This is a genomic window from Imbroritus primus (assembly GCF_964332355.1).
Taxonomy (GTDB): Bacteria; Pseudomonadota; Gammaproteobacteria; order Burkholderiales; family Burkholderiaceae; genus Imbroritus; species Imbroritus primus.
Genome location: NZ_OZ201293.1, coordinates 1,268,269 through 1,291,447, shown reverse-complemented (window position 1 = coordinate 1,291,447; position 23,179 = coordinate 1,268,269). Strand labels below are relative to the sequence as shown.

Below are 23,179 nucleotides of genomic sequence, written 5' to 3'. Positions count from 1 at the left end.
CTGCGGCAGTTTGCAGCCGGGGCTGGACAGCCACTGCTGGCCAGGGATGGGCGAGAAAACGATTAGGGATCGGTTCAGGGAAAGAAAAAAGGGTCTACGGCGCAAACCGTAAACCCTTGATTCCACTACAAATACTGGTCGGAGCGATAGGATTCGAACCTACGACCCTCTGATCCCAAATCAGATGCGCTACCAGGCTGCGCTACGCTCCGAAGCCAACTAGTATATCCCGCCTTGAACAAGAGCGTCAATGCGCTAGCCGCGCCCTGCCGGTCCGGGTATCATCGGTCGGGAACAGGCGCACACACAGCGCACCCGCGACACACCCCCGTCACGCGCCAGCTGCACACTGTATGCGCCTCACATGGCGCATCGTAAGGAAAGGGAATGAACCTGGTATTGTGGCGCCATGCCGAAGCCGAAGACCTGCCGGCACACCTCAGCATCCAGCGTGCTGCCGATCTGAAGCGCCCTCTCACCGAGCGGGGCCAGAAACAGGCCGAACGGATTGCCCACTGGCTGCGCCAACGCCTGCCGGCATCCGCCCGGATCCTCACCAGCCCCGCCCTGCGCACCATCCAGACCGCCCAGGCGTTGACTCCACAACCCGAAATTGCCCAGGAACTGGAACCGGGCGCCGATGTCAGCCAAGTCCTGGCGCGCGTGGGCTGGCCGCAAGGTCCCGACACGGTGGTGGTCGGCCACCAGCCATGGATCGGCAACACCGCCAGCCTGCTACTGGCAGGATCGGAATTACCGTGGAGTGTTCGCAAAGGCGGTGTCTGGTGGCTCACCAGCCGCACGCGTGAAGGCGAAGCCCAGGTCGTGCTGCGCGCGGTCATCAATCCCGACCTCCTCTGACATCCCGCGCGCCCGTCCGGGCATCTGCGGCACGTCCGCGCATCATGAAATGTCATCGAAACGTCTCTGAAGTGTCATCTGCGGTCTCTAGAATCAGCCGCAATCTGTCACGAAAGGGAAATATCGATGCGCGAGCTTCCGAACCCCACCCAGCCTCTGGTCGATGCCTTGCCGACGGTCAGCCTCGCGCCGTCGGTCCGGAGGGGACTTCATCGCACAGCGGATGCGGCTGCGCGTGAGAAGCATGCTTTCAGTGTTACGTGGGCCCGGCACCAGGATGAAGTAGAGGAAGCGCAACGTCTGCGCTACAAGGTGTTTGCGGAGGAGATGGGCGCACGCCTGGCGTCGGCGGCCAGCGGTATCGATGTGGACATGTTCGATGCCTTCTGCGATCACCTAATCGTGCGCGACCAGGAAACGCTGCGGGTCGTCGGCACCTACCGGGTGCTACCGCCGCACCAGGCCAAGCGCATCGGCTGCCTGTATTCGGAGGCCGAATTCGATCTCGTGCGCCTGCAGCATCTCAAGCCTAAGATGGTGGAAGTGGGACGTTCCTGCGTGCACCGCGATTTCCGTTCCGGCAGCGTGATCATGGCACTCTGGGGCGGCCTTGGCGAATACATGACACAGCACGGCTTCGAAACGATGCTCGGCTGCGCCAGCGTGTCGATGGCGGATGGCGGGCATTACGCGGCCAGCCTGTCGCACAGCTTCGCTGCCGGCGCGCTGGCGCCGGTGGAGTATCACGCCTTCCCGCGCCTGCCCTTGCCGGTGGAGAACCTGAACCAGCACCTCGACGTGGAGCCCCCGGCGCTGGTCAAGGGATATCTACGGCTCGGCGCCAAGATTTGCGGCGCCCCGGCATGGGATCCCGATTTCAATGTGGCCGACTTCCTGACCCTGCTGCGGATCTCCAGCATGAATCCGCGTTACGCACGACACTTCCTGAACAAGGCGTGAGTTGCTCCAGTGATGCCGGGCGGGCCATGCGTGGTCGCCCGGCTGCCCCGCTCTGCTAACCGCCGCTTGCCAACCGCGGGCGGAAGATCAGTCGTAGACGATCTTATAGCGCTTGCCGACGCGCTCCCACTCATCCGCCTCCTGCGCCAGGCTGTATTCGACGAGGGGATTGCGTTCGATCCATGCCTGCGGCAGATACACGGCGAATCCTTCCACCAGATCGCCTTCAATCTGCTGCACGCGGATATCCGGCAACGTCACGTCGGCGCGCCGCCGGCACAGCACGAACGCCAGGCGCAGGCTGAAGAGCATGCGCCAGTCGAAGAACTTGCTGCTGGCTGATAGCTTGCCGAGCTTGCCCGCATGGCCCAGCAGCAAGGTGGCCAGGCGCGCCTGATCAGTACGCGAAAAGCCGGGCATGTCGGCATGATTGGCGATGTATGCCGAATGCTTGTGATAGCCGGCATGCGAGATCGACATGCCGATCTCATGAAGATTGGCTGCCCAGCCCAGCAACGCAAGGTTCTCGTCGCGCCGCTCGTGCGGCGGCTCGGGAAACTGCGCCAGCAACTGCAGCGCAGCCTGCCGCACGCGTTCCGCCTGCGCACGGTCGACGCCGTAGCGGCGCACGAACTGGCTGATCGTGACCTGCCGCATGTCCGCATGATGGTTGCGCCCGAGCGTGTCGTACAGCACGCCCAGCCGCAACGCGCCATCCGTCACTTCCATGCGATCGAGTTCCAGCTCGTCGAAGACGCCGAGCATGATCGACAGCCCGCCCGGCAACACCGGGATGCGGTCCGGCTTCAGCCCCTGCAGCTTCAGCCGGCCCGTGTTCTCTGCCTTGATAAGCGCGCGCCGCAGGCGCAGCAGACCCTGCCGGGTGATGCCCAACTCGTTCGCCTGATCGTTGAAGCCGTTCAGTTCGATGAGCTCAGCCAGCGCCCGGGCCGTGCCCGAGGAGCCGACAGCCTGTTGCCAGCCCGTATGGCGATACTGCTGCACCAGCACCTGAATCTCGCGGCGGGCCGCCAGTTCGGCCTGTTTCATGGCGTACTCATCCACGGTGCCATTGGGGAAGAACTGGCGGCTGTGCGACACGCAGCCGATGTACAGGCTCTCCATCAGTTGCGGCTCATAGCCGTTGCCGATGATGAATTCCGTAGAGCCGCCGCCAATGTCCACCACCAGCCGGTTGCCGACACAGGCGGGAGCATCGTGGGAAGCACCGAGATAGATCAGGCGCGCTTCTTCACGCCCGGCAATGACATCGATGGGAAATCCCAGCGCAGCCTCGGCCTCGATCAGGAATTCCGGGGCATTCTTGGCCACGCGCAGCGTATTGGTCGCCACCGCCCTGACCTGCTCGCGGTCGAAGTCACGCAGCCGGTCGCCAAAGCGGCGCAGGGCATCCAGCCCGCGGCGGCGCGAGGGCTGGTCGAGATACTTGTCCGGCGTCAGGCCGGCCGCCAGGCGCACCGGTTCGCGCATGGCGTCGACCTGGAAGATTTGCCGGCTCGAGCCTTCTGCGGTAATACTCTCGTCGACCCGGCCGATCATCAGGCGGAAACTGTTCGAGCCGAGATCGACCGCGGCCAGCAGGCGTGCATTGGCATTCATCGGAAGGATAGGGAAAGGGATCTGGGCATGGATGCCTGCAAACTATGACTTTATTATTGCAGCATCATGACAAAAATGGCGATGTCATCAAACTGACATGCGAACGTGCGAAAGTCGATCATCCGATATTACATAAGAAAACCGCCATCATGTCGATGCCCTCCGCTGACAGTCTGCTCAATCGTGAAATCGGCCTGCTCGAATTCAATGCGCGCGTCCTGGCGCAGGCCGCAGACGCCGATGTTCCGGCGCTGGAGCGGCTGAAATTCATCTGCATCGTATCCAGCAACCTCGACGAATTCTTCGAGATCCGCGTGGCAGGTCTCAAGGAGCAACTGCGCGACAATCCGTCGGGCCTGACGCCCGATGGCATGTCGGTCCAGCAGGCGCTGCAGATGGTCAGCGAACGGGCCAGCGCGCTGGTGGCGGAGCAGTACAGGATGCTGACCCATACGGTCATGCCCCTGCTGGAGAAGGCCGGAGTATACATCCACCTCACCGACAGCTGGACCGAGGAGCAGCGTGCGTGGGCGCGCAGCGTCTTCCAGCAGGACCTGCTGCCGGTGCTGACGCCCATGGCGCTGGATCCGGCCCACCCCTTCCCGCGCGTGCTCAACAAGAGCCTGAACTTTATTCTCGAACTGTCCGGCAAGGATGCCTTCGGCCGCGAGGCAGAACTGGCCATCGTCCAGGCGCCGCGCTCGCTGCCGCGCCTGCTGCGCATGCCGGAGGCCCTGTCGGGCCACCCCCACGGTTTCGTCCTGTTGACCTCGCTCATCCAGGGCTTTGTGCACGAGCTGTTTCCCCAGATCTCGGTGCGGGGCTGCTACCAGTTCCGCGTCACGCGCAACTCCGACCTGTTTGTCTCGGATGACGACATCACCGACCTGCGCGAGGCCCTGCAGGGTGAACTGCCGGCCCGCCACTTCGGCGACGCCGTGCGGCTCGAGGTATCCGCCGAAACCCCGCCAGCTCTGACGCGGCGACTGCTGGTCGAATTCGGCCTGCAGGAGAGCGACTGCTATCGCGTCCACGGTCCCGTCAACCTGGTGCGGCTGATGCAGGTGGCTGACCTGGTCGACAATCCCTCGCTCAAGTATGCGCCGCTCGTGCCCGCGCCGGTCAAGGCCATGGCGGCATCGAGCAATGTCTTCGATGTGATCCGCAGCGGCGACATTCTCCTGCACCATCCGTACGAAAGCTTTTCGTCCGTGCTGGAGCTGCTGCAGCAGGCAGCCCGCGACCCCGACGTGATGGCCATCAAGCAGACGGTGTACCGCACCGGCAATGACTCGCCGGTCATGGAGGCGTTGATCAAGGCAGCGCAGAACGGCAAGGAAGTGACAGTGGTAGTCGAATTGCTGGCGCGCTTCGATGAGGAAACCAATATCAACTGGGCGGAGCGGCTCGAATCCGCGGGGGCGCATGTGGTGTACGGTGTGGTCGGCCACAAGTGCCATGCCAAGATGCTGCTGATCGTACGCCGCGAACTGAGCGGTGCAAAACATCGTCGGGTACAACTGCGTCGCTATGCGCATCTCGGCACCGGCAATTACCACCCCCGCACCGCCCGTCTGTACACCGACTTCGGACTGATGACCGCCAATGAGCAGATCTGCGAGGACGTGCACAACGTCTTCCACCTGATGACCAGTACCGGCGGCCAGGTCAAGCTGCATCACCTGTGGCACTCGCCCTTCACGATGCATCCAAACCTGATCGACCACATCCGCGCCGAAGCCCGTGCCGCGCGCGCCGGCAAGCGCGCCCGCATCATCGCCAAGATGAATGCCCTGCTCGAGCCAACCATCATCGACGAGCTGTACAAGGCCTCGCGTGCCGGCGTGCGCATCGACCTGATCGTGCGCGGCGTCTGCGCGTTGCGGCCGGGCGTGCCGGGCCTGTCGGACAACATTCACGTACGCTCGATCATCGGGCGTTTCCTGGAGCACCATCGGGTGTACTACTTCCATGCCGAAGGCAAGGAAACCGTCTACCTCTCCAGTGCCGACTGGATGGACCGCAACCTGTTCCGCCGCGTGGAAGTCGCCTTTCCGGTGCTGGACAAGAGCCTGAAGGCACGGGTCATTCGTGAAAGCCTGCAGATCCACCTGCGCGACAACGCCTCGGCGTGGATCATGCAAAACGATGGCAGCTACCGCCGCAAGCGTTCGAAGAGCAAGGTCCGCCATGTCAGCCAGCAGGAGCTGCTGGCACGCTTCAGCGGCCAGCCGGGCTGATCATCGGGGAAACCGGACCATTCATCGCCGATGGTCCGGATACGGCGTCGCAAAGCGGTAGCCATGCGCACATGGCAGGACAGGCCAGCAGCAAGAATCAGGCTGCGGCCCGAGGCGTACCGTCCGATTCGATCAGACTGCGCTCGGACGGAAAGCGGATGATGAACTGGCTGCCCCGCCCCACTTCGCTGCGCACCTCGAACTCGCCCTGGTGGCGCGACACCACATGCTTGACGATGGCAAGACCGAGGCCGGTACCACCCGTATCGCGCGAACGGCTGCGGTCGACACGGTAGAAACGCTCCGTCAGGCGCGGGATATGCTCGGCTTCGATGCCCAGCCCCGTATCGGCAACCTCGAACACGGCGCGGTCCCCCTCGCGCCGCAAGGTCAGATGCACGCGCTCACCCTCGGGCGTATAGCGGATTGCGTTCGAGACCAGATTGCCGAACGCCGACAGCAGCTCCATCTCCGCACCGCGCACGTTAATCCCCGGCATGCAGGTCACCTCGATGATGTGCCTGCCGCCGGACAAGGCTTCCGCATCGTGCTGGAGCTGTAGCATGACACGCGCCATCGGCACCGTGTCCATCGGCGGCGCTTCCGAGTCGCCTTCCAGCTTGGCCAGGGCCAGCAGGTCTTCCACAATGTGCTGCATGCGCATCGACTGGCCATGCATCAGTTCAAGATAGCGCGCCCGGTCCTCCGCGGACAGCGGCAGATCGCGCACCGTCTCAAGGAATCCGGTCAACACCGTCAGCGGCGTCTTCAGCTCATGCGACACGTTGGCGACAAAGTCGCGACGCATGGCTTCGGTATTCTCGAGCTTGGTAATGTCGTGCGAGAGCAGCAGCTTGCGGTTCTCGCCATATGGGAAAACCTCGACCTCGATGACATTCTGCTTGTAGGCCCCAGCATCGCGGATGACCAGAGGCTCATCGAAATGATGCAGCGACATGTACTTAACGAACCCCGGATGCCTGACCAGATGCGTAATGCGCTGGCGGATGTCGCGCTTGGCATTCAGGCCGAAGTGCGCTTCTGCGACGGCGTTGCACCATTCGATCTGGTCGTTGTCGTCGAGCATCAGCACGCCATTCGGCGATGCCTGCATGGCCTGGATGAAACGCAAATGCTGCTGCTCCACCTGCAATACCTGCATACGCCAGCGCTTGACCAGCCGGTGCAGGCGGTAATACACCTCGCCCCAGAGACCGAGCGCACTCGGGATTTCGCCGTAGGCGGGAGCATCCAGCACGCGCCACAGGCGCTGGACCTGATAGACATAGTACGCCAGGACCGCCAGCAGGAACACCAGCAGCACCACCACCGCCGACAGGTGACCGACGAACAGGTACAGGCCGCCGACCACCAGCAGCAACAGTGAAAAAATGACGGCCATGCGGGCCCAGATGACGTTCATGCAGCACCGTGTCAGGTCGCTATTTGGATCGCTGGAATTCGGATCGCTCAATCAAGAAGCCGCGCAGTCATTGTCGCATGTTGCGGCAATGTGCGCGGCTTTCTTCGGGGTGGACGGCGTACCGGTCGTCAGGTGCCGACCCACAGCCTCGGCACTCTATTCCGGCGACCTGGCAAGCCGATAACCGCTGCCACGCACCGTCTCGATCATGTTGCTGTAGCCGGCAGGCGCCAGTGCGGCGCGCAGCCGCTTGATATGCACGTCGACCGTACGCTCTTCGACGAACACGTGATCGCCCCACACCTGGTCCAGCAGTTGCGAGCGGCTGTGCACCCGCTCAGGGTGCGTCATGAGGAAATGCAGCAGGCGGAACTCGGTCGGGCCGAGTTCGACGCGGATGGCATTGTCGCTCGCGTCCTGGTTCGCCATCACGCGGTGCGTGGCGGGATCCAGGCGCAGGCCGCTGACCACCACCACATCATCGGTCAGCTGCGGCGCGCGGCGGCGCAGTACGGCCTTGATGCGCGCCAGCAATTCCTTGGGGGAAAACGGCTTGGTCACGTAATCGTCGGCGCCAGCCTCCAGCCCCATGACCTTGTCCTGTTCCTCGCTGCGAGCGGTCAGCATGATGATCGGAATCTGCTTGGTGCGCTCGTTGGCGCGCAGGTCCTTGGCGAAGGCCACGCCCGATTTGCCCGGCAGCATCCAGTCGAGCAATACCAGGTCCGGCAGGACATCGCTCATCAGCGCCGTAGCCTGCTCGGCATTATAGGCACGGATGGGATAGTGGCCTGCGTGCTGCAGGTTCACCGCAATCAGCTCGGCAATCGCCGGCTCATCCTCAACCACCAGAATGCTACTTGGCATAGGTTTCTCCAGACACCTCGCTCACTTGAGGGCCTCGCGTTCCATCTCCTCGCGGGAGATATGGCGCACGTCGGTGCCCTTGACGATATAGATAATAAACTCTGCGATATTCTTGGCATGGTCGCCGATCCGCTCGACCGCCTTGGCAACGAACAGGAAATCCAACCCGACCGAGATGGTACGCGGATCTTCCACCATGTACGTCACCAGTTTACGCACAAACGCGCGGAATTCCTCGTCGATGGCCTTGTCCTCACGGACGATCTGCGCAGCCGCCACGGTGTCCAGGCGCGCAAAGGCGTCAAGGGCGTTACGCAGCAGATTGGTGGCCATCTGCCCGGCCAGCTTGACCTCGGAATAGTTGATGGCATGCGCGGCATGGTCTTCCATGATGCGCTTGGTGCGCTTGGCGATCTTCTCGGCCTCGTCGCCGGCGCGCTCGAGGTTGGTAATCGACTTGGAAATCGCCATGATCAGGCGCAGATCGCGCGCCGTCGGCTGGCGGCGGGCGATGATGTTGTTGCAGTCGCCGTCGATCTCGATTTCCAGGGCATTGAGATCGTTCTCGCGCTTGATCACCTGCTCGATCAGGGTCGCATCGAATTCGGTCAGCGCGCGCATGGCGGTTGCCACCTGGGCTTCGACCAGCCCACCCATCTGCAGGAGCTTGGTGCAGATTGCATTCAGGTCGGCATCAAACTGCGTGGACAAGTGCTTGTCGGACATGATGTTCTCCTGGTCAGCCAAAGCGACCGGTAATGTAGTCTTCCGTTTCCTTGCGGGACGGCTTGATGAAGATCTTCTCGGTTTCGCCAAACTCCATCAACTCGCCCAGGTACATGTAAGCGGTGTAGTCGGAGCAGCGCGCCGCCTGCTGCATGTTGTGGGTGACGATCACCACGGTGTAGTCGTTCTTCAGCTCGGCGATCAGTTCTTCGATCTTGCCAGTGGAGATCGGGTCGAGCGCCGAACACGGCTCATCGAGCAGCAGCACTTCGGGGCGGATAGCGATGCCGCGCGCGATGCACAGGCGCTGCTGCTGGCCGCCGGACAGGCCGTAGCCGGACTGGTGCAGCTTGTCCTTGGCTTCGGTCCACAGCGCGGCCTTCGTCAGCGCCCATTCCACACGATCGTCCATTTCCGAACGCGACAGCTTTTCGAACAGGCGCACACCGAACGCGATATTGTCGTAGATCGACATCGGAAACGGCGTCGGCTTCTGGAATACCATGCCGACCTTGGCGCGCAGCAGTGCGATGTCCTGCTTGGACGTCAGCAGGTTCTCGCCATCCATGTTGATCTCACCTTCCGCCCGCTGCTCCGGGTACAGCGCATACATCTTGTTGAAGGTACGCAGCAGCGTCGACTTGCCACAACCCGAGGGGCCAATGAAGGCCGTCACCTTGCGGTCGGGAATCGACAGGTTGACGTTCTTCAGCGCATGGAACTTGCCGTAGTAGAAATTGAGGTTGCGCACATCGATCTTGGTACGCACATCTTCAGGAATATCAATCACAGTCGCGGTCATTATGATTCTCGCTTCAAATTCGGATCGTGGGCTGGCGCTCAGGTGCGCGTCTTGAACAGCGTGCGGGCCAGAATATTCAGGCCCAGCACCCCGAGCGTGATCAGGAACACGCCGGCCCAGGCCAGCTGCTGCCATTCGACGAACGGGCTCATCGCGAAGGAATAGATGGTCACCGGCAGGTTGGCCATCGGCTTGCCCAGGTCCATGCTCCAGAACTGGTTCGACAGCGAGGTGAACAGCAGCGGCGCGGTTTCGCCTGAGATGCGCGCCACCGCCAGCAGTACGCCGGTGATGATGCCGGCATACGAAGCCTTCATGGTGATGGACAGCACCATCTTCCACTTCGGCGTGCCCAACGCGAACGCCGCTTCACGCATGGCGTTCGGTACCAGGTGCAGCATGTTCTCCGTGGTTCGCACGACCACCGGAATCTGCAGCAGCGCCAGCGCACAGATGCCCGCCCAGCCAGAGAAATTACCCATGCGCGTTACCACCACGGCATACACGAACAAACCGATGACGATGGACGGTGCGGACAGCAGAATATCGTTGATGAAGCGAATGAAGCTGGCCAGCGGCGATTTCTGTCCATATTCGGCCAGGTAGATGCCGGCCAGGATACCAAGTGGCGTGCCGATCAGCGTGGCCATCGCCACCATCACCAGGCTGCCGAAGATGGCATTGGCAAGGCCGCCACCCGCCGTGTTCGGCGCGGGCGTCATTTTTGTGAACAGGTCAATGGACAAGCCACCGATCCCCAGCGAGATCGTGGTCCAGAGGATCCACGCAAGCCAGAACAAGCCGAACAACATTGCGGCAATCGACAGCGTCAGTGCCACCCGGTTGACGTTACGCCGGCGTGCCTGCAGGCGGGTGCGCAGTGCACCGGATTCGGGATGGACGGCAGGCATGGCGGAGTCATTCATGGTGACAGTGGGATTCGAACTCATTTTCCACCCTCCGCCTTGGCGAGGCGCAGCAACAGCAGCTTGGACAGCGCCAGTACGACAAAGGTGATCAGGAACAGGATCAGGCCGAGCTCCATCAGCGCCGAGGTATGCAGGCCGGGGCCAGCCTCGGCGAATTCATTCGCCAGTGCTGACGTAATGCTGTTGCCTGGCGAAAACAGCGAAGCATCGTTGAGGAAATTGGTGTTGCCAATGACGAAAGTCACCGCCATCGTCTCGCCGAGTGCCCGGCCCAGGCCGAGCATGATGCCGCCGATGACGCCGGCCTTGGTGTACGGCAGCACAACGTTCCACATCACTTCCCAGGTCGTGCAGCCGATGCCGTAGGCCGACTCCTTCAACAGCACGGGCGTCACCTCGAAGACGTCGCGCATCACAGAGGCGATATAGGGGATGATCATGATCGCGAGGATCACGCCGGCGGCCAGCAGGCCGATACCGAGCGGCGCGCCCTGGAACAGCTTGCCGATCACCGGCAGCTGGCCGACCGTGGCGGCCAGCGGTGTCTGGAAGTACTTGCTGAAGATCGGGGAGAACACCAGCAGGCCCCACATGCCATACACGATCGAGGGCACGGCGGCGAGGAGTTCGATGGCGGTACCAAGCGGGCGGCGCAGCCAGGCCGGGGACAGCTCGGTCAGGAACAGGGCGATGCCGAAGCTGACAGGCACCGCGATAATCAGGGCGATGAGCGAAGTGACGATGGTCCCATAGATCGGGATCAATGCACCGTAGATGTCAGCAGGCGGATTCCATTCGGCGGTCCACAGGAAACTGGGACCGAAACGCTCGATGGTCGGCCAGGAGCTGATGATCAGGGAGATGATGATGCCACCCAGCAACAGCAGGGTGATCAGTGCGGCAATCCGCGTCAGTCCGCCGAACAGAATATCGCCTGCGGCACTGGGGGCGCGTACACCCGTTGATTCAGACATGGATGTCATAACGGTGGCTACCTGTCGATGCCGCCCGTCCACGGAAGCGTGGGCGGGCGGTCAAGCACATTATCGGAAAGTCAGTCGATCAGTTCAGGACCGGCTTGCCCGATGCGTCCTTGATGTTGGCCTTCCAGGTGGCGCGGATCTGGTTGATCACCGACGTCGGCAGCGGCACATAGTCGAGGTCGCTGGCCATCTTGCCGCCGTTGCTGTAGGCCCACTCGAAGAACTTGAGGGCTTCGGCAGCCTGTTCCGGCTTATCCTGCTTCTGGTGCATCAGGATGAACGTTGCGTTGGTGATCGGCCAGGCAGCCTTGCCGGGCTGGTTGGTCAGAACCTGATAATAGGTCTTCTTCCAGTCGGCGCCAGCCGCAGCAGCCTTGAACGACTCTTCGCTCGGCGAAACCACTGCGCCATCAGCGTTCTTCATGGTCATGTGCGCCATCTTGTTCTGCTTGGCGTAAGCGTATTCCACGTAGCCGATGGCACCGCCCAGGCGCTGTACGAAGGCCGACACGCCTTCGTTGCCCTTGCCGCCCGTGCCGGTCGGCCAGTTCACGCTGTTACCCTCGCCCACCTTGCTCTTCCACTCCTCGCTGACCTTCGAGAGGTAGTTGGTAAAGATGAAGGTCGTGCCCGAACCGTCGGCACGGCGCACCACCAGAATGTCCTGAGCCGGCAGCTTGGCCTTCGGGTTCAGCGACTGGATGGCCGGATCGTTCCATTTCTTGATCTTGCCCAGGAAGATATCGGCCAGCACCGGACCAGTCATGGTCAGCTCGCCCGGCTTGATACCGGGAATGTTCACCACCGGCACCACGCCACCGATCACAGTCGGGAATTGCACCAGGCCGGACTTGTTCAGCTCGTCATCCTTCAGCGGCGCATCGGAAGCGCCGAAATCCACGGTCTTGGCGTTGATCTGGCGCAGGCCGCCCGACGAACCGATGGATTGATAATTGACCTTGTTGCCAGTGGCTTTCTGGTAGCCTTCAGCCCACTTCGAGTAGACCGGGGCCGGGAACGAAGCGCCTGCGCCAGTGACTTCAGCTGCGAATGCAGCACCCATGACCGCCAGGGACACCAGACCTGCGACCGTCGTTTTTACCAGTTTCATATGTCCTCCAAGACACGTTGTGGCATGACAGATTTTTGACATATCGAACTGTATGCCCTCAATATGACAGATCAGTGACAACACGAAATTTACTTGGAAGACTGCCGAAAGCACCGTGAAAGACGGCGCGGATCACCTACGGGACAAAGCCCCGGAGGAATGCGGGCATAGGCGGAATGCCGTGGAAACCTGGCTGGAACGGGGGAAAGGAGCGTGGAAGGCGGACGGGAGTACACCGCCATCGACGGCGGCGGCGGGTATCGACAGCCGATGAGCCGTGCGGGCTCAGCTTGGTGAATAGCGGGGAAGGATAGCCGGGGTGGCACGAACATGATGCCCGCGCCACCCGGCCATCATGATTTCATGACAGTCGCGAGACGTTCGGCACAACGCTGCGCCAGTTCGGGCTGCTCAGCCTCGACCATGACGCGCACCACCGGCTCGGTGCCGGACGGCCGGATCAGGACCCGGCCCTTGCCATCGAGCTCCTGCTCCACCTCGGCACGTGCGGCCTTGAGACCGGCATGGGACTGCCAGTCGAAACCCTTCTCGACACGCACATTGATGAGCGTCTGCGGAAACAGCCGTACATCCGCGATCAGGTCCGCCAGCGGCTGACCGCCACGGCGGATCGCCGTCAACACCTGCAGTGCGGAGATAATGCCATCGCCGGTGCTGTGCTTGTCGAGGCACAGCAGGTGACCCGAGCCTTCGCCGCCCAGCAGCCAGCCGCGCGCCGCCAGCTCTTCCAGCACGTAACGGTCGCCCACCTTGGCCCGCACAAACTCGATGCCACGCCGTTTGAGCGCCAGCTCGACGGCCATGTTGGTCATTAGCGTGCCAACCGCGCCCGGCACGTGTTCGCCATTTGCCAGGCGGTCAAGCACCAACGCATACAGCAGCTCGTCCCCGTTATACAGCCGGCCGGTGGCATCGACCACCTGCAGCCGGTCGGCATCACCGTCGAAGGCCAGGCCGATGTCGGCATGATTGGCGCGCACGGCGAGAATCAGGTTGTCCGGATCGGTCGCGCCGTAGCCATCGTTGATGTTCAGGCCATTCGGCTGGTTGCCGATGGCGATCACTTCCGCGCCCAGTTCATGGAAGACATGCGGTGCGATGTGATACGACGCACCATGCGCGCAATCGACGACGATCTTCATGCCACGCAGGTCGAGACGCGTGGGAAAGGTGCTCTTGCAGAACTCGATGTAGCGCCCTGCCGCATCCTCGATGCGGCGCGCACGGCCGAGGGCTTCGGACGGCACATAGGTCATGGGCGCATCGATCTCCGCCTCGATGGCCAGCTCCACGGCATCGGGGAGCTTGTCACCTTGGGCGGAGAAAAACTTGATGCCATTGTCGTAGAAGGGATTGTGGCTGGCCGACAGCACCACGCCAGCCGACAGGCGTAGCGCCCGCGTCAGATAGGCGACGCCCGGCGTGGGCAATGGGCCGGTCAGCAGCACATCCACGCCAGCGGCAGTAAAGCCTGCCTCCAGCGCAGCTTCCAGCATATAACCGGAGATACGCGTGTCCTTGCCGATCAGCACGGTCGGCCGGCCATTGGCGGCCTTGCCCTGGGCCAGCACCTTGCCGGCGGCATAACCAAGACGCATGACAAAATCCGGCGTGATCGGTGCCTCGCCGACCCGTCCGCGCACCCCATCGGTTCCGAAGTATTTTCTGGACATGATTTCCCTTGCTTGCACCAGCGAATAGGATACGCCGGCGATTTTGATTTTCTTGTCAGTAATCGGCTTTGGCATTTTCCTGGCGCACCGCCCACGAGACGCGCAGCACGTCCACGGTCGCCGCCACATCATGCACCCGTACCACCGCCGCACCACGCTCCACGGCAATCAGCGCAGCGGCGAGGCTGCCGTGCAGGCGCCCTGCCGCATCGCGTCCGGTGACGGCGCCGAGCATGGACTTGCGCGACATGCCAACCAGGATCGGATACCCAGCCGGCGCACAGGCCGGCAAACGGTTCAGCAAGGCGAGATTGTGCGCCGACGTCTTGCCGAAGCCGAAGCCCGGATCGAGCACGATGCGCGCGCGCTCCACGCCCGCAGCCTGCAGCGTCTCGACCTGCGCCTGCAGGAAATCATGCACCTCGCCCACCACGTCGTCGTAGTGCGGATCCTTCTGCATGGTTTCTGGATCGCCCTGCATGTGCATCACGCACAGCGCGGCGCGGCCGGCTTCCGGCCCAGCCACGGCCTCCACCGCCCCTGGCTGGCGGAAGCCCCAGATGTCGTTGATCATGTCCGCCCCAGTGCGCAGGACGGCGCGCATGACGTCCGGCTTGTAGGTATCGACGGACAGCGCCGCACCACAATCACGCAGCGCCTCGACCACGGGCAGGACGCGGTCCAGCTCCTGTTGCAGCGGCACGCGCGGGCTGCCGGGCCGGGTCGACTCACCGCCAATGTCGATGATGTCGGCGCCCTCCGCCACCATCTGGTCGGCGCGGCGCCGCGCGGCGTCGAGCGTGTCATGCTGCCCGCCGTCCGAGAATGAATCGGGCGTGACGTTGAGAATACCCATCACCAGCGGTCGCTGGCGGGATGTGAAATCGAATCGGCCACACTGGAACATCGTTGGATTCAGGTTCTAGCTGAGAATTTTGTAGAGAGGCGGACCGGATTTCGGCCGCAAGGCCTCAAGGATAGCGAAATCCGGCACGAAAAACGATGCCAAAAAAAAGCCGACGCAGAAGCGTCGGCTTTGATATGGCAGGTGCCAGCCAGGAAGCAAGCCATCGAACTCTTCGCCCCCCGTCGCTCAGCCCTGCATCAGGCAGTCGCAGGCGCCGGTGGCGTCACTGGGCTCGGCGTACCGCCGCCCGGCGGCGCATCGCTCGGGCCGGCGCTGCTGGCACCACGCGGCGGACGCGGCGGCTTGCCCGCCATGATGTCGTTGACCTGTTCGGCATCGATGGTCTCCCAGTCCATGAGGGCCTTGACCATCACCTCGACCTTGTCGCGGCTCTCCTCCAGCAACTTCTTGGCCAGTGCGTACTGGCCATCGAGGATGCTGCGAATTTCCGCATCGACCTTTTGCTGGGTCACTTCGGACACAGTCTTGGAGGACATCTTGCCGAACAGGCTGTCCTGCTCCGTATCCACATACACCATGGTGCCCAGCACATCGCTCATGCCAAAGCGCGTGACCATGTCGCGGGCCAGCTTGGTGGCGCGCTCGAAGTCGTTGGACGCCCCGGTGCTCATCTTGTCGAGGAACACCTCTTCCGCGGCCCGGCCGCCGAACAGGATGGCGATTTCGTCGAGCATGTTGTTCTTGTACTTCGAGTACTTGTCATGCTCGGGCAACTGCCACGTCACGCCCAGTGCCCAGCCGCGCGGCATGATAGTGACCTTGTGCACCGGATCGGCGTTCGGCAGCAGCTTGGCCACCACGGCGTGTCCTGCCTCGTGGTAGGCCGTGGCCTTGCGCTCGTCCTCGCGCATGACAGCCGAGCGGCGCTCCGGACCCATGTAGATCTTGTCCTTGGCATCCTCGAAGTCCTGCATGTCGACCACGCGCTTGTTGCGGCGGGCGGCGAAGAGCGCGGCCTCGTTGATCAGGTTGGCGAGATCGGCACCCGAGAAGCCGGGCGTGCCGCGCGCCAGCACCGATGCATCGACGTCATTGCCAATCGGCACCTTGCGCATGTGCACCTTGAGGATCTGCTCGCGGCCACGGATGTCCGGCAGGCCCACATAGACCTGGCGGTCGAAGCGGCCCGGACGCAGCAGCGCCTTGTCGAGCACATCGGCGCGGTTGGTCGCGGCGATCACGATCACACCCGAGTTCGCCTCGAAGCCGTCCATCTCGACCAGCATCTGGTTCAGCGTCTGTTCGCGCTCGTCGTTGCCACCGCCCATGCCGCCGCCGCGATGACGGCCCACGGCGTCGATTTCATCGATGAAGATGATGCATGGTGCCTGCTTCTTGGCATTCTCGAACATGTCGCGCATGCGGGCCGCGCCCACGCCGACGAACATCTCCACGAAGTCCGAGCCGGAAATGCTGAAGAACGGGACCTTCGCTTCACCGGCGATGGCACGTGCGAGCAGCGTCTTGCCGGTGCCCGGAGGGCCGACCAGCAGCACGCCGCGCGGAATGCGGCCACCGAGTTTCTGGAATTTCTGCGGGTCTTTCAGGAAGTCGACCAGCTCGACCACTTCTTCCTTGGCTTCGTCGCAGCCGGCGACATCCTGGAAGGTGACCGAATTGGTGTTTTCATCGAGCAGGCGTGCACGCGACTTGCCGAATGAGAAAGCGCCGCCTTTGCCGCCACCTTGCATCTGGCGCATCATGTAGAACCAGAACACCAGGATCAGCAGGGTCGGGCCGAGGTAATACAGGGCCGACACCAGCATGTTCGGCTCTTCTTCAGCCTTGCCGGTGACCTGGACGCCATATTTCATCAGATCGCCCACCATCCAGATGTCGCCGGGGGAGATGATGGTGTAACGGTTGCCGTCGTTCGGGGTCACGACCAGATTCCGACCCTGCACGTCGACACGCTGGACCTTGCCGTTCTTCGCATCGTCCATGAATTGCGAATACGTCACACTTTCCTGCGCGCGCGGCTTGTCGAACTGTTTGAAGACGGTGAACAATACCAGCGCGATCACGAGCCAGATTGCCGCCTTTTGAAACCAGTTGTTATTCAAGGCCGAACTCCTTTAACCGTAAATGCCTTGGCACGGAATGCCTTCATTGTAATGCACCGCGGCCCCGCGCGGCTGCCTGGCCTGTTTGAACGTATCAATGAGGCCCAGAGCCAATCCCTATCGCCGGCCAGCGGCCTGTCAGGGGGTCTTCAGGTATCGCCCGAGAATGAACGTCTCGGACGACTTGTCGCGGGAGGCCTTGGGCTTGCGGGGCGCCACCACCTTGAACTGGTCCTTGAAACGCTTCACGATCTGGCTGTAGCCGCTACCGTGAAAACATTTGACCAGCAATGCTCCGTCCGGTTTCAAATGGGCCTGCGCAAATTCCAGGGCCAGCTCGCAGATGTGCTCGATGCGCGCCGCATCGGCCGCCTCGACACCGGATAAATTGGGGGCCATGTCTGACAATACAAGGTCTACCTTGCTTCCACCTGACGCGGCCAGCACGGTTTCTTCCAGCTGCCGGTACACTGCATCGTCACGGAAATCGCCCTGGATAAAGGTAACATCGGCGACCGGCTCCATCGGCAGCAGGTCGATGGCGATGATCGCGCCGTCGATGCGCCCATCCTTGGCCCGCGGGGAGTCCGCCAGCTTGTTACGCGCGTATTGGCTCCAGCTGCCCGGCGCGGCACCCAGGTCGACGATGACCTGGCCTGGATGAATGAGCTTGTCCTGCTCATCGATCTCCTTGAGCTTATAGGCTGCGCGCGCACGATAGCCTTCGCGCTGCGCCAGCTTGACGTAGGGATCGTTCATATGGTCGTGCAGCCACGACTGGTTGAACTTGTTCTTGGATTTGCCTTTTGCCATTGCGTTCGCCATGTTGCATTTGCTACCAGAGCCTTGCCTGGCCCCTGTACCCGTATTCTGCCCGGCCGTTCTGGCAGAGTTCAGCGATTCCGGGGATTCTTGCCGGTTTTCCGCCCGAGCCGGTCAACTTGGCGGATAATACGCGCCAACCCTGTTTTCTCGAAGATTCATGCCCGCACAACACCTCACTCCCGCCCAACGGTCGGAACTCCGCTCCCGCGCCCATGCCCTGCATCCGCTCGTCATGGTCGGCAGCGAAGGCCTGACGCGTGCCGTCCTGCTCGAAATCGACCGCAGCCTGAGCGCGCACGACCTGATCAAGATCCGTGTCTTCGGCGATGACCGCGATGTGCGCATCGCCATGTACGAGGAAATTTGCGACACGCTCAATGCCGCGCCGGTCCAGCATATCGGCAAGCTGCTGGTGATCTGGCGCTCCGGCTCGCCCGTGCTGCGCGAAAACCGCGACAAGCGCGCCGACACCGCCACTGAAGCGATTCGCGGCGCCGGCATCCGTACCGTGCTAGTGCGCAAGAAAAGCAGCGGCACCACGCGCCCGCCCAAGCCGTCCAAGGTCACCGTGCTCGGCAACGAACGCATTACCAAGGCCGGCACCGTCAAGCGCGCCAAGGCCCGCCCCGTCAGCCAGAAGAAGAAAGCCCTGTCCTGACACGGAAAAGCGGGGCTTTGGCCCCGCTCCCGCTTTGCATCACCCGGATCTATCCAGTACCTTGCCGGACGGTCGTCAGAAAGTTCTCAGAGGCGTCCGGGGCGTGCGCCCAAACGCCAGATCAGCACAATTCCCAGCAAGCTTTGCAGCAGGTAGATACTGCCAGACACACCGTGCAGCATGCCGAACTGCGTCTTGTATGGCGACTCCGACACCGCCACGCCCATGGCCTCGGCCTTGTTCCGCAGCACTTCCATGAACGGCTGGACGCCGAAATAGCCCACCAGCGTACACAGCAGCATGCCGAGGACGACCCAGCGCACCGCGCGGTACGATGCCTCGCCTCGGCGCACAAGCAGATTGGCCAGCGCCAACAGCAGCACGCCACACACCACGCTGAGGATCGCCTCGGCGCGGAACAGTCGTCCCGCGATCATGCCAGCCACCTGGCGATCATCGAGCACGGCAAACAGCGTCGGCGCCACCAGGTAACCGATGGTCCAGAGGCTGCCCGCCCAGACGGTCGCAAGCAGCAGGGAAACGCGGTGCGGCATCATCAGAGGTATTTGACGGCCAGGACTTCGTACTCGCGGTCCCCAGCGGGCGCCACGACGGTGGCGACATCGCCTTCGAACTTGCCGATCAGCGCGCGTGCGATCGGCGAGCTGACAGAAATCTTGCCGCTTTCCAGATCGGCCTCGTCGTCGCCGACGATCTGGTAGGTGACGGCTTTGCCCGATTCGAGGTCTTCCAGTTCCACCGTCGCGCCAAACACGATGCGGCCGTCGGTATCGAGCTGGCTCGGGTCGATGACTTGCGCGGCCGACAGCTTGGCCTCGATCTCCAGGATACGGCCTTCGATAAAAGCCTGTTTTTCCTTCGCGGCATCGTACTCGGCGTTCTCCGACAAGTCACCCTGTGCGCGCGCCTCGGAAATCGCGTTGATCACATTCGGCCGTTCCACGGCCTTCAGACGGTGCAGTTCCTCGCGCAACATCTCGGCGCCACGCGTGGTAATGGGAATAGTGCTCATAGTCTCTCGACAAAAAAATGAGCCGCAGCGGAGCGTGACGCGCACTGTGCGCAATCCGCTCAACCGCGGCTGTCAGTTTGACTGATGGGTTATGACGTAGTTTAGGCCAATTTCCCGGCCAGATTCAAGGCAAGGGCCGCACACCCGCCCATGATGCATGGAGCGGGTGCAGCGGACATTCGCCTTCCTGGAGCGTATTGGACCTTACTGCAGCGAAGCGTGCAAGCCCTGCAGGTCATAGACCTCCATGTTCTGCAGGTGCTTCAGGCCTTCCACGGCGGCGCGTGCGCCGGCCATCGTGGTGTAGTAGGTTACGCGGTTGGCCAGCGCCGAAGTACGGATCGAACGCGAATCGGCAATCGCGCCACGTGTTTCGTCGACCGTCGTGAACACGAGTGCCAGTTCGCCGTTCTTGATCATGTCGACGATGTGCGGACGGCCATCCTTGACCTTGTTGACCACGCGCACCGGTACGCCAGCCGCCTCGATGGCCGACGCCGTGCCGCGCGTGGCGACCAGGGTATAGCCCATCTCGTGCAGCATGCGTGCCACTTCCACGGCCATCGGCTTGTCGCTGTCCTTGACGGTCAGCAGCACCGTGCCTGACTCGGGCAGGCGCGAACCGGCAGCCAGCTGGCTCTTGAACAGCGCTTCGCCAAAGGTACGGCCCACGCCCATGACTTCGCCAGTGGAGCGCATTTCCGGTCCGAGCACCGGATCAACGCCCGGGAACTTGTTGAACGGGAACACGGCTTCCTTGACGCTGTAGTACGGTGGCACGACTTCGTTCGCAATGCCCTGCTCGTCCAGCGACTGACCGGCCATGCAGCGCGCGGCGATCTTCGCCAGCGAGAGGCTGGTGGCCTTGGACACGTACGGCACGGTCCGCGATGCACGCGGGTTCACTTCGAGCACGTACACGGTGTCCTTGCCATCATTCTGCTGGATGGCGAACTGCACGTTCATCAGGCCCACCACATTCAGCGCCTTGGCCATTTCGGTCGTCTGGCGCTTGAGCTCGGCGACGGTTTCCGGCGACAGCGAGTACGGCGGGAGCGAACAGGCAGAGTCGCCCGAGTGTACGCCGGCCTGTTCGATGTGCTGCATCACGCCGCCGATGAACACGCGCTTGCCGTCCGAGATGCAATCCACGTCGCATTCGATGGCATCGTTCAGGAAGCGGTCGAGCAGCACCGGCGAATCGTGCGACACCTTCACGGCCTCGCGCATATAGCGCTCGAGGTCGCGCGGTTCGTGCACGATTTCCATGGCGCGGCCACCCAGCACGTACGACGGACGTACCACCAGCGGATAACCGATCTCGGCAGCCAGCGTCAGCGCCTCTTCTTCGGTCCGCGCAGTGCGGTTCGGCGGCTGGCGCAGGTTGAGGGTGTGCAGCAGCTTCTGGAAGCGCTCGCGGTCTTCCGCGGCATCGATCATGTCAGGGCTGGTGCCGATGATCGGCACACCGTTGCGCTCGAGATCCAGCGCCAGCTTCAGCGGTGTCTGGCCGCCGTACTGCACGATCACGCCAACCGGTTTTTCTTTCTCGACGATCTCCAGCACGTCCTCGAGCGTCAGCGGCTCGAAGTACAGGCGGTCGGAGGTGTCGTAGTCGGTCGACACGGTTTCCGGGTTGCAGTTGACCATGATGGTTTCATAGCCATCCTCGCGCAGCGCGAGTGCCGCGTGCACGCAGCAGTAGTCGAACTCGATGCCCTGTCCGATCCGGTTCGGGCCGCCGCCCAGCACCATGATCTTCTTCTTGTCGGTCGGCGCGGCCTCGCACTCGTCCTCGTAGGTCGAGTACATGTAGGCAGTGTTGGTGGCAAACTCGGCGGCGCAGGTATCCACACGCTTGTACACGGGGCGCACGTCGAGCTGCTTGCGCAGCGCGCGCACGTCGTCTGCCTTGGCGGACATCAGCTTGGCGAGGCGACGATCGGAAAAGCCCTTCTGCTTGAGGAAGCGCAGTTCGTCCTTCGACAGGCTGTCAAGCTTGCGCGTCGCCAGCGTCTTTTCCAGCTTGATGATCTCCTCGATCTGCGCGAGGAACCACGGATCGATGGACGTTTCGGCATAGACTTCTTCGATCGACATGCCGAGACGGAAGGCATCACCGAGATACCAGATGCGGTCCGGACCCGGCTCGCCGATTTCCTCGACGATCTCGTCGCGGTCGGTGGTCTTTTCATCGAGACCGTCCACGCCGACTTCCAGGCCGCGCAGGGCCTTCTGGAACGACTCCTGGAAGGTGCGGCCGATGGCCATCACCTCGCCCACCGACTTCATCTGCGTGGTCAGATGGCTGTCGGCCTGCGGGAATTTCTCGAAGGCGAAACGCGGGATCTTGGTCACGACATAGTCGATGCTCGGCTCGAACGAGGCCGGGGTCTGGCCGCCGGTAATCTCGTTGCGCAACTCGTCGAGCGTGTAGCCCACGGCCAGCTTGGCCGCGACCTTGGCGATCGGGAAACCCGTGGCCTTCGATGCCAGCGCGGACGAACGCGACACGCGCGGGTTCATCTCGATGACGATCATGCGGCCGTCTTTGGGGTTGATCGAGAACTGCACGTTCGAACCACCGGTATCGACGCCGATCTCGCGCAGCACGGCCAGCGAGGCATTGCGCAGGATCTGGTATTCCTTGTCGGTCAGCGTCTGGGCCGGCGCGACGGTGATCGAGTCGCCGGTGTGCACGCCCATCGGGTCAAGGTTTTCGATCGAGCAGACGATGATGCAGTTGTCCGCCTTGTCGCGCACCACTTCCATCTCGTACTCTTTCCAGCCGAGCAGCGATTCTTCGATCAGCAGTTCGCGCGTCGGCGACAGGTCGAGACCGCGCTTGCAGATCTCTTCAAATTCTTCGCGGTTGTAGGCAATACCGCCACCCGTGCCGCCCAGCGTGAATGACGGGCGGATCACGATCGGATAACCGCTGGTACCGGTTTCCTCGGCGATGCGTACCTGCACGGCCAGCGCATCTTCCATCGAATGCGCAATGCCGGACTTGGCCGAACCGAGACCGATCTTGGTCATCGCATCCTTGAACTTCTGGCGGTCTTCGGCCTTGTCGATGGCTTCCGGCGACGCGCCGATCAGCTCGACGTTGTACTTGGCGAGCACGCCATGGCGATGCAGGTCGAGTGCACAGTTCAGCGCGGTCTGGCCGCCCATGGTCGGCAGGATGGCGTCCGGACGCTCCTTGGCGATGATCGACTCCACCACTTCCCAGGTGATCGGCTCGATGTACGTCACGTCCGCCGTGTTCGGGTCGGTCATGATGGTCGCCGGGTTGGAATTCACCAGGATGACCTTGTAGCCTTCCTCGCGCAGCGCCTTGCAGGCCTGCGCGCCGGAGTAATCGAACTCACAGGCCTGGCCGATGATGATCGGGCCGGCTCCAATGATCAGAACGCTTTGAATGTCTGTGCGTTTTGGCATTACGCTCTCTCT

General features: G+C 62.5%; 19 protein-coding genes and 1 tRNA gene. 4 read left to right on the top strand and 16 right to left on the bottom strand.

The genetic code is table 11. From position 1 onward, the window contains the following. Window positions 1-135 precede the first annotated feature (135 nt). A tRNA-Pro gene (locus tag ACQ3C8_RS05940) sits at window positions 136-212 on the bottom strand. Between the two features lie 175 nt (window positions 213-387). Between ACQ3C8_RS05940 and ACQ3C8_RS05935 the strand changes: the two genes are divergently transcribed. Next, window positions 388-861, top strand: a complete 474-nt coding sequence (locus ACQ3C8_RS05935) for a SixA phosphatase family protein (RefSeq protein ID WP_009522426.1) — start codon at window positions 388-390, stop codon at window positions 859-861. Window positions 862-987: 126 nt separating this feature from the next. Further along, window positions 988-1,821 (top strand): GNAT family N-acetyltransferase, encoded by an 834-nt coding sequence (locus ACQ3C8_RS05930; RefSeq protein ID WP_009522425.1) that lies wholly within the window; start codon window positions 988-990, stop codon window positions 1,819-1,821. An 87-nt stretch (window positions 1,822-1,908) separates the two neighbouring features. Here the strand turns inward: ACQ3C8_RS05930 and ppx are convergent, their stop codons facing one another. Next, the gene (ppx, locus tag ACQ3C8_RS05925; protein ID WP_428852810.1) at window positions 1,909-3,441 is read right to left on the bottom strand and encodes an exopolyphosphatase; all 1,533 of its coding nucleotides are present in this window, start codon (window positions 3,439-3,441) and stop codon (window positions 1,909-1,911) included. Window positions 3,442-3,590: 149 nt separating this feature from the next. On the opposite strand from ppx, the gene ppk1 reads away from it, so the two are divergent. After that, entirely contained in the window at window positions 3,591-5,681 is a 2,091-nt protein-coding gene (ppk1, locus tag ACQ3C8_RS05920; protein ID WP_428852809.1) for a polyphosphate kinase 1, read from the top strand. A gap of 97 nt (window positions 5,682-5,778) precedes the next feature. On the opposite strand, the gene phoR is transcribed toward ppk1, so the two are convergent. The 11 genes from phoR to ACQ3C8_RS05865 form a co-directional block, all read right to left on the bottom strand. Next, window positions 5,779-7,104: a phosphate regulon sensor histidine kinase PhoR gene (gene phoR, locus ACQ3C8_RS05915; RefSeq protein WP_428852808.1), complete on the bottom strand. Its 1,326-nt coding sequence runs from the start codon at window positions 7,102-7,104 to the stop codon at window positions 5,779-5,781. 156 nt (window positions 7,105-7,260) lie between these two features. Next, window positions 7,261-7,971 (bottom strand): phosphate regulon transcriptional regulator PhoB, encoded by a 711-nt coding sequence (gene phoB, locus ACQ3C8_RS05910; RefSeq protein ID WP_009522421.1) that lies wholly within the window; start codon window positions 7,969-7,971, stop codon window positions 7,261-7,263. A 21-nt stretch (window positions 7,972-7,992) separates the two neighbouring features. Continuing rightward, window positions 7,993-8,697, bottom strand: coding sequence for a phosphate signaling complex protein PhoU (gene phoU, locus ACQ3C8_RS05905; RefSeq protein WP_009522420.1), 705 nt, complete (start codon window positions 8,695-8,697; stop codon window positions 7,993-7,995). Between the two features lie 13 nt (window positions 8,698-8,710). Beyond that, entirely contained in the window at window positions 8,711-9,499 is a 789-nt protein-coding gene (gene pstB, locus ACQ3C8_RS05900) for a phosphate ABC transporter ATP-binding protein PstB (protein ID WP_009522419.1), read from the bottom strand. Between the two features lie 38 nt (window positions 9,500-9,537). Further along, window positions 9,538-10,449: a phosphate ABC transporter permease PstA gene (gene pstA / locus ACQ3C8_RS05895; protein WP_428852807.1), complete on the bottom strand. Its 912-nt coding sequence runs from the start codon at window positions 10,447-10,449 to the stop codon at window positions 9,538-9,540. Beyond that, window positions 10,446-11,411 (bottom strand): phosphate ABC transporter permease PstC, encoded by a 966-nt coding sequence (gene pstC / locus ACQ3C8_RS05890; RefSeq protein ID WP_428852806.1) that lies wholly within the window; start codon window positions 11,409-11,411, stop codon window positions 10,446-10,448. The genes pstA and pstC overlap by 4 nt, the downstream gene beginning before the upstream one ends. Before the next feature lie 79 nt (window positions 11,412-11,490). Continuing rightward, window positions 11,491-12,522, bottom strand: coding sequence for a phosphate ABC transporter substrate-binding protein PstS (gene pstS, locus ACQ3C8_RS05885; RefSeq protein ID WP_428852805.1), 1,032 nt, complete (start codon window positions 12,520-12,522; stop codon window positions 11,491-11,493). A 353-nt stretch (window positions 12,523-12,875) separates the two neighbouring features. Continuing rightward, the gene (glmM, locus tag ACQ3C8_RS05880) at window positions 12,876-14,216 is read right to left on the bottom strand and encodes a phosphoglucosamine mutase (RefSeq protein ID WP_428852804.1); all 1,341 of its coding nucleotides are present in this window, start codon (window positions 14,214-14,216) and stop codon (window positions 12,876-12,878) included. Window positions 14,217-14,271: 55 nt separating this feature from the next. Next, entirely contained in the window at window positions 14,272-15,123 is an 852-nt protein-coding gene (folP, locus tag ACQ3C8_RS05875) for a dihydropteroate synthase (RefSeq protein ID WP_428852803.1), read from the bottom strand. Window positions 15,124-15,320: 197 nt separating this feature from the next. Beyond that, window positions 15,321-17,207 (bottom strand): ATP-dependent zinc metalloprotease FtsH, encoded by a 1,887-nt coding sequence (gene ftsH, locus ACQ3C8_RS05870; protein ID WP_428852802.1) that lies wholly within the window; start codon window positions 17,205-17,207, stop codon window positions 15,321-15,323. Window positions 17,208-17,345: 138 nt separating this feature from the next. After that, entirely contained in the window at window positions 17,346-18,020 is a 675-nt protein-coding gene (locus ACQ3C8_RS05865; protein WP_428852801.1) for an RlmE family RNA methyltransferase, read from the bottom strand. Window positions 18,021-18,189: 169 nt separating this feature from the next. Here ACQ3C8_RS05865 and ACQ3C8_RS05860 point away from each other — a divergent pair, with 169 nt between their 5' ends. Then, entirely contained in the window at window positions 18,190-18,690 is a 501-nt protein-coding gene (locus ACQ3C8_RS05860) for a YhbY family RNA-binding protein (RefSeq protein ID WP_009522411.1), read from the top strand. An 86-nt stretch (window positions 18,691-18,776) separates the two neighbouring features. On the opposite strand, the gene ACQ3C8_RS05855 is transcribed toward ACQ3C8_RS05860, so the two are convergent. The 3 genes from ACQ3C8_RS05855 to carB form a co-directional block, all read right to left on the bottom strand. Continuing rightward, window positions 18,777-19,244 (bottom strand): DUF4149 domain-containing protein, encoded by a 468-nt coding sequence (locus ACQ3C8_RS05855; protein WP_050981070.1) that lies wholly within the window; start codon window positions 19,242-19,244, stop codon window positions 18,777-18,779. 2 nt (window positions 19,245-19,246) lie between these two features. Continuing rightward, window positions 19,247-19,723 (bottom strand): transcription elongation factor GreA, encoded by a 477-nt coding sequence (gene greA / locus ACQ3C8_RS05850; RefSeq protein WP_009522409.1) that lies wholly within the window; start codon window positions 19,721-19,723, stop codon window positions 19,247-19,249. A 204-nt stretch (window positions 19,724-19,927) separates the two neighbouring features. Then, the gene (carB, locus tag ACQ3C8_RS05845) at window positions 19,928-23,167 is read right to left on the bottom strand and encodes a carbamoyl-phosphate synthase large subunit (protein WP_428852800.1); all 3,240 of its coding nucleotides are present in this window, start codon (window positions 23,165-23,167) and stop codon (window positions 19,928-19,930) included. Between the last annotated feature and the right edge of the window lie 12 nt (window positions 23,168-23,179).

Bases quoted from the DNA above. Each gene is read 5' to 3' on its own strand.
- ACQ3C8_RS05860 (WP_009522411.1), top strand. From the start codon at position 18,190: ATGCCCGCACAACACCTCACTCCCGCCCAACGGTCGGAACTCCGCTCC.
- ACQ3C8_RS05855 (WP_050981070.1), bottom strand. From the start codon at position 19,244: ATGCCGCACCGCGTTTCCCTGCTGCTTGCGACCGTCTGGGCGGGCAGC.
- pstB (WP_009522419.1), bottom strand. From the start codon at position 9,499: ATGACCGCGACTGTGATTGATATTCCTGAAGATGTGCGTACCAAGATC.
- phoB (WP_009522421.1), bottom strand. From the start codon at position 7,971: ATGCCAAGTAGCATTCTGGTGGTTGAGGATGAGCCGGCGATTGCCGAG.
- pstC (WP_428852806.1), bottom strand. From the start codon at position 11,411: ATGACATCCATGTCTGAATCAACGGGTGTACGCGCCCCCAGTGCCGCA.
- folP (WP_428852803.1), bottom strand. From the start codon at position 15,123: ATGTTCCAGTGTGGCCGATTCGATTTCACATCCCGCCAGCGACCGCTG.
- ACQ3C8_RS05930 (WP_009522425.1), top strand. From the start codon at position 988: ATGCGCGAGCTTCCGAACCCCACCCAGCCTCTGGTCGATGCCTTGCCG.
- phoU (WP_009522420.1), bottom strand. From the start codon at position 8,697: ATGTCCGACAAGCACTTGTCCACGCAGTTTGATGCCGACCTGAATGCA.
- glmM (WP_428852804.1), bottom strand. From the start codon at position 14,216: ATGTCCAGAAAATACTTCGGAACCGATGGGGTGCGCGGACGGGTCGGC.
- pstS (WP_428852805.1), bottom strand. From the start codon at position 12,522: ATGAAACTGGTAAAAACGACGGTCGCAGGTCTGGTGTCCCTGGCGGTC.
- phoR (WP_428852808.1), bottom strand. From the start codon at position 7,104: ATGAACGTCATCTGGGCCCGCATGGCCGTCATTTTTTCACTGTTGCTG.
- greA (WP_009522409.1), bottom strand. From the start codon at position 19,723: ATGAGCACTATTCCCATTACCACGCGTGGCGCCGAGATGTTGCGCGAG.
- ppk1 (WP_428852809.1), top strand. From the start codon at position 3,591: ATGTCGATGCCCTCCGCTGACAGTCTGCTCAATCGTGAAATCGGCCTG.
- ACQ3C8_RS05865 (WP_428852801.1), bottom strand. From the start codon at position 18,020: ATGGCAAAAGGCAAATCCAAGAACAAGTTCAACCAGTCGTGGCTGCAC.
- ppx (WP_428852810.1), bottom strand. From the start codon at position 3,441: ATGAATGCCAATGCACGCCTGCTGGCCGCGGTCGATCTCGGCTCGAAC.
- ACQ3C8_RS05935 (WP_009522426.1), top strand. From the start codon at position 388: ATGAACCTGGTATTGTGGCGCCATGCCGAAGCCGAAGACCTGCCGGCA.
- pstA (WP_428852807.1), bottom strand. From the start codon at position 10,449: ATGAGTTCGAATCCCACTGTCACCATGAATGACTCCGCCATGCCTGCC.
- carB (WP_428852800.1), bottom strand. From the start codon at position 23,167: ATGCCAAAACGCACAGACATTCAAAGCGTTCTGATCATTGGAGCCGGC.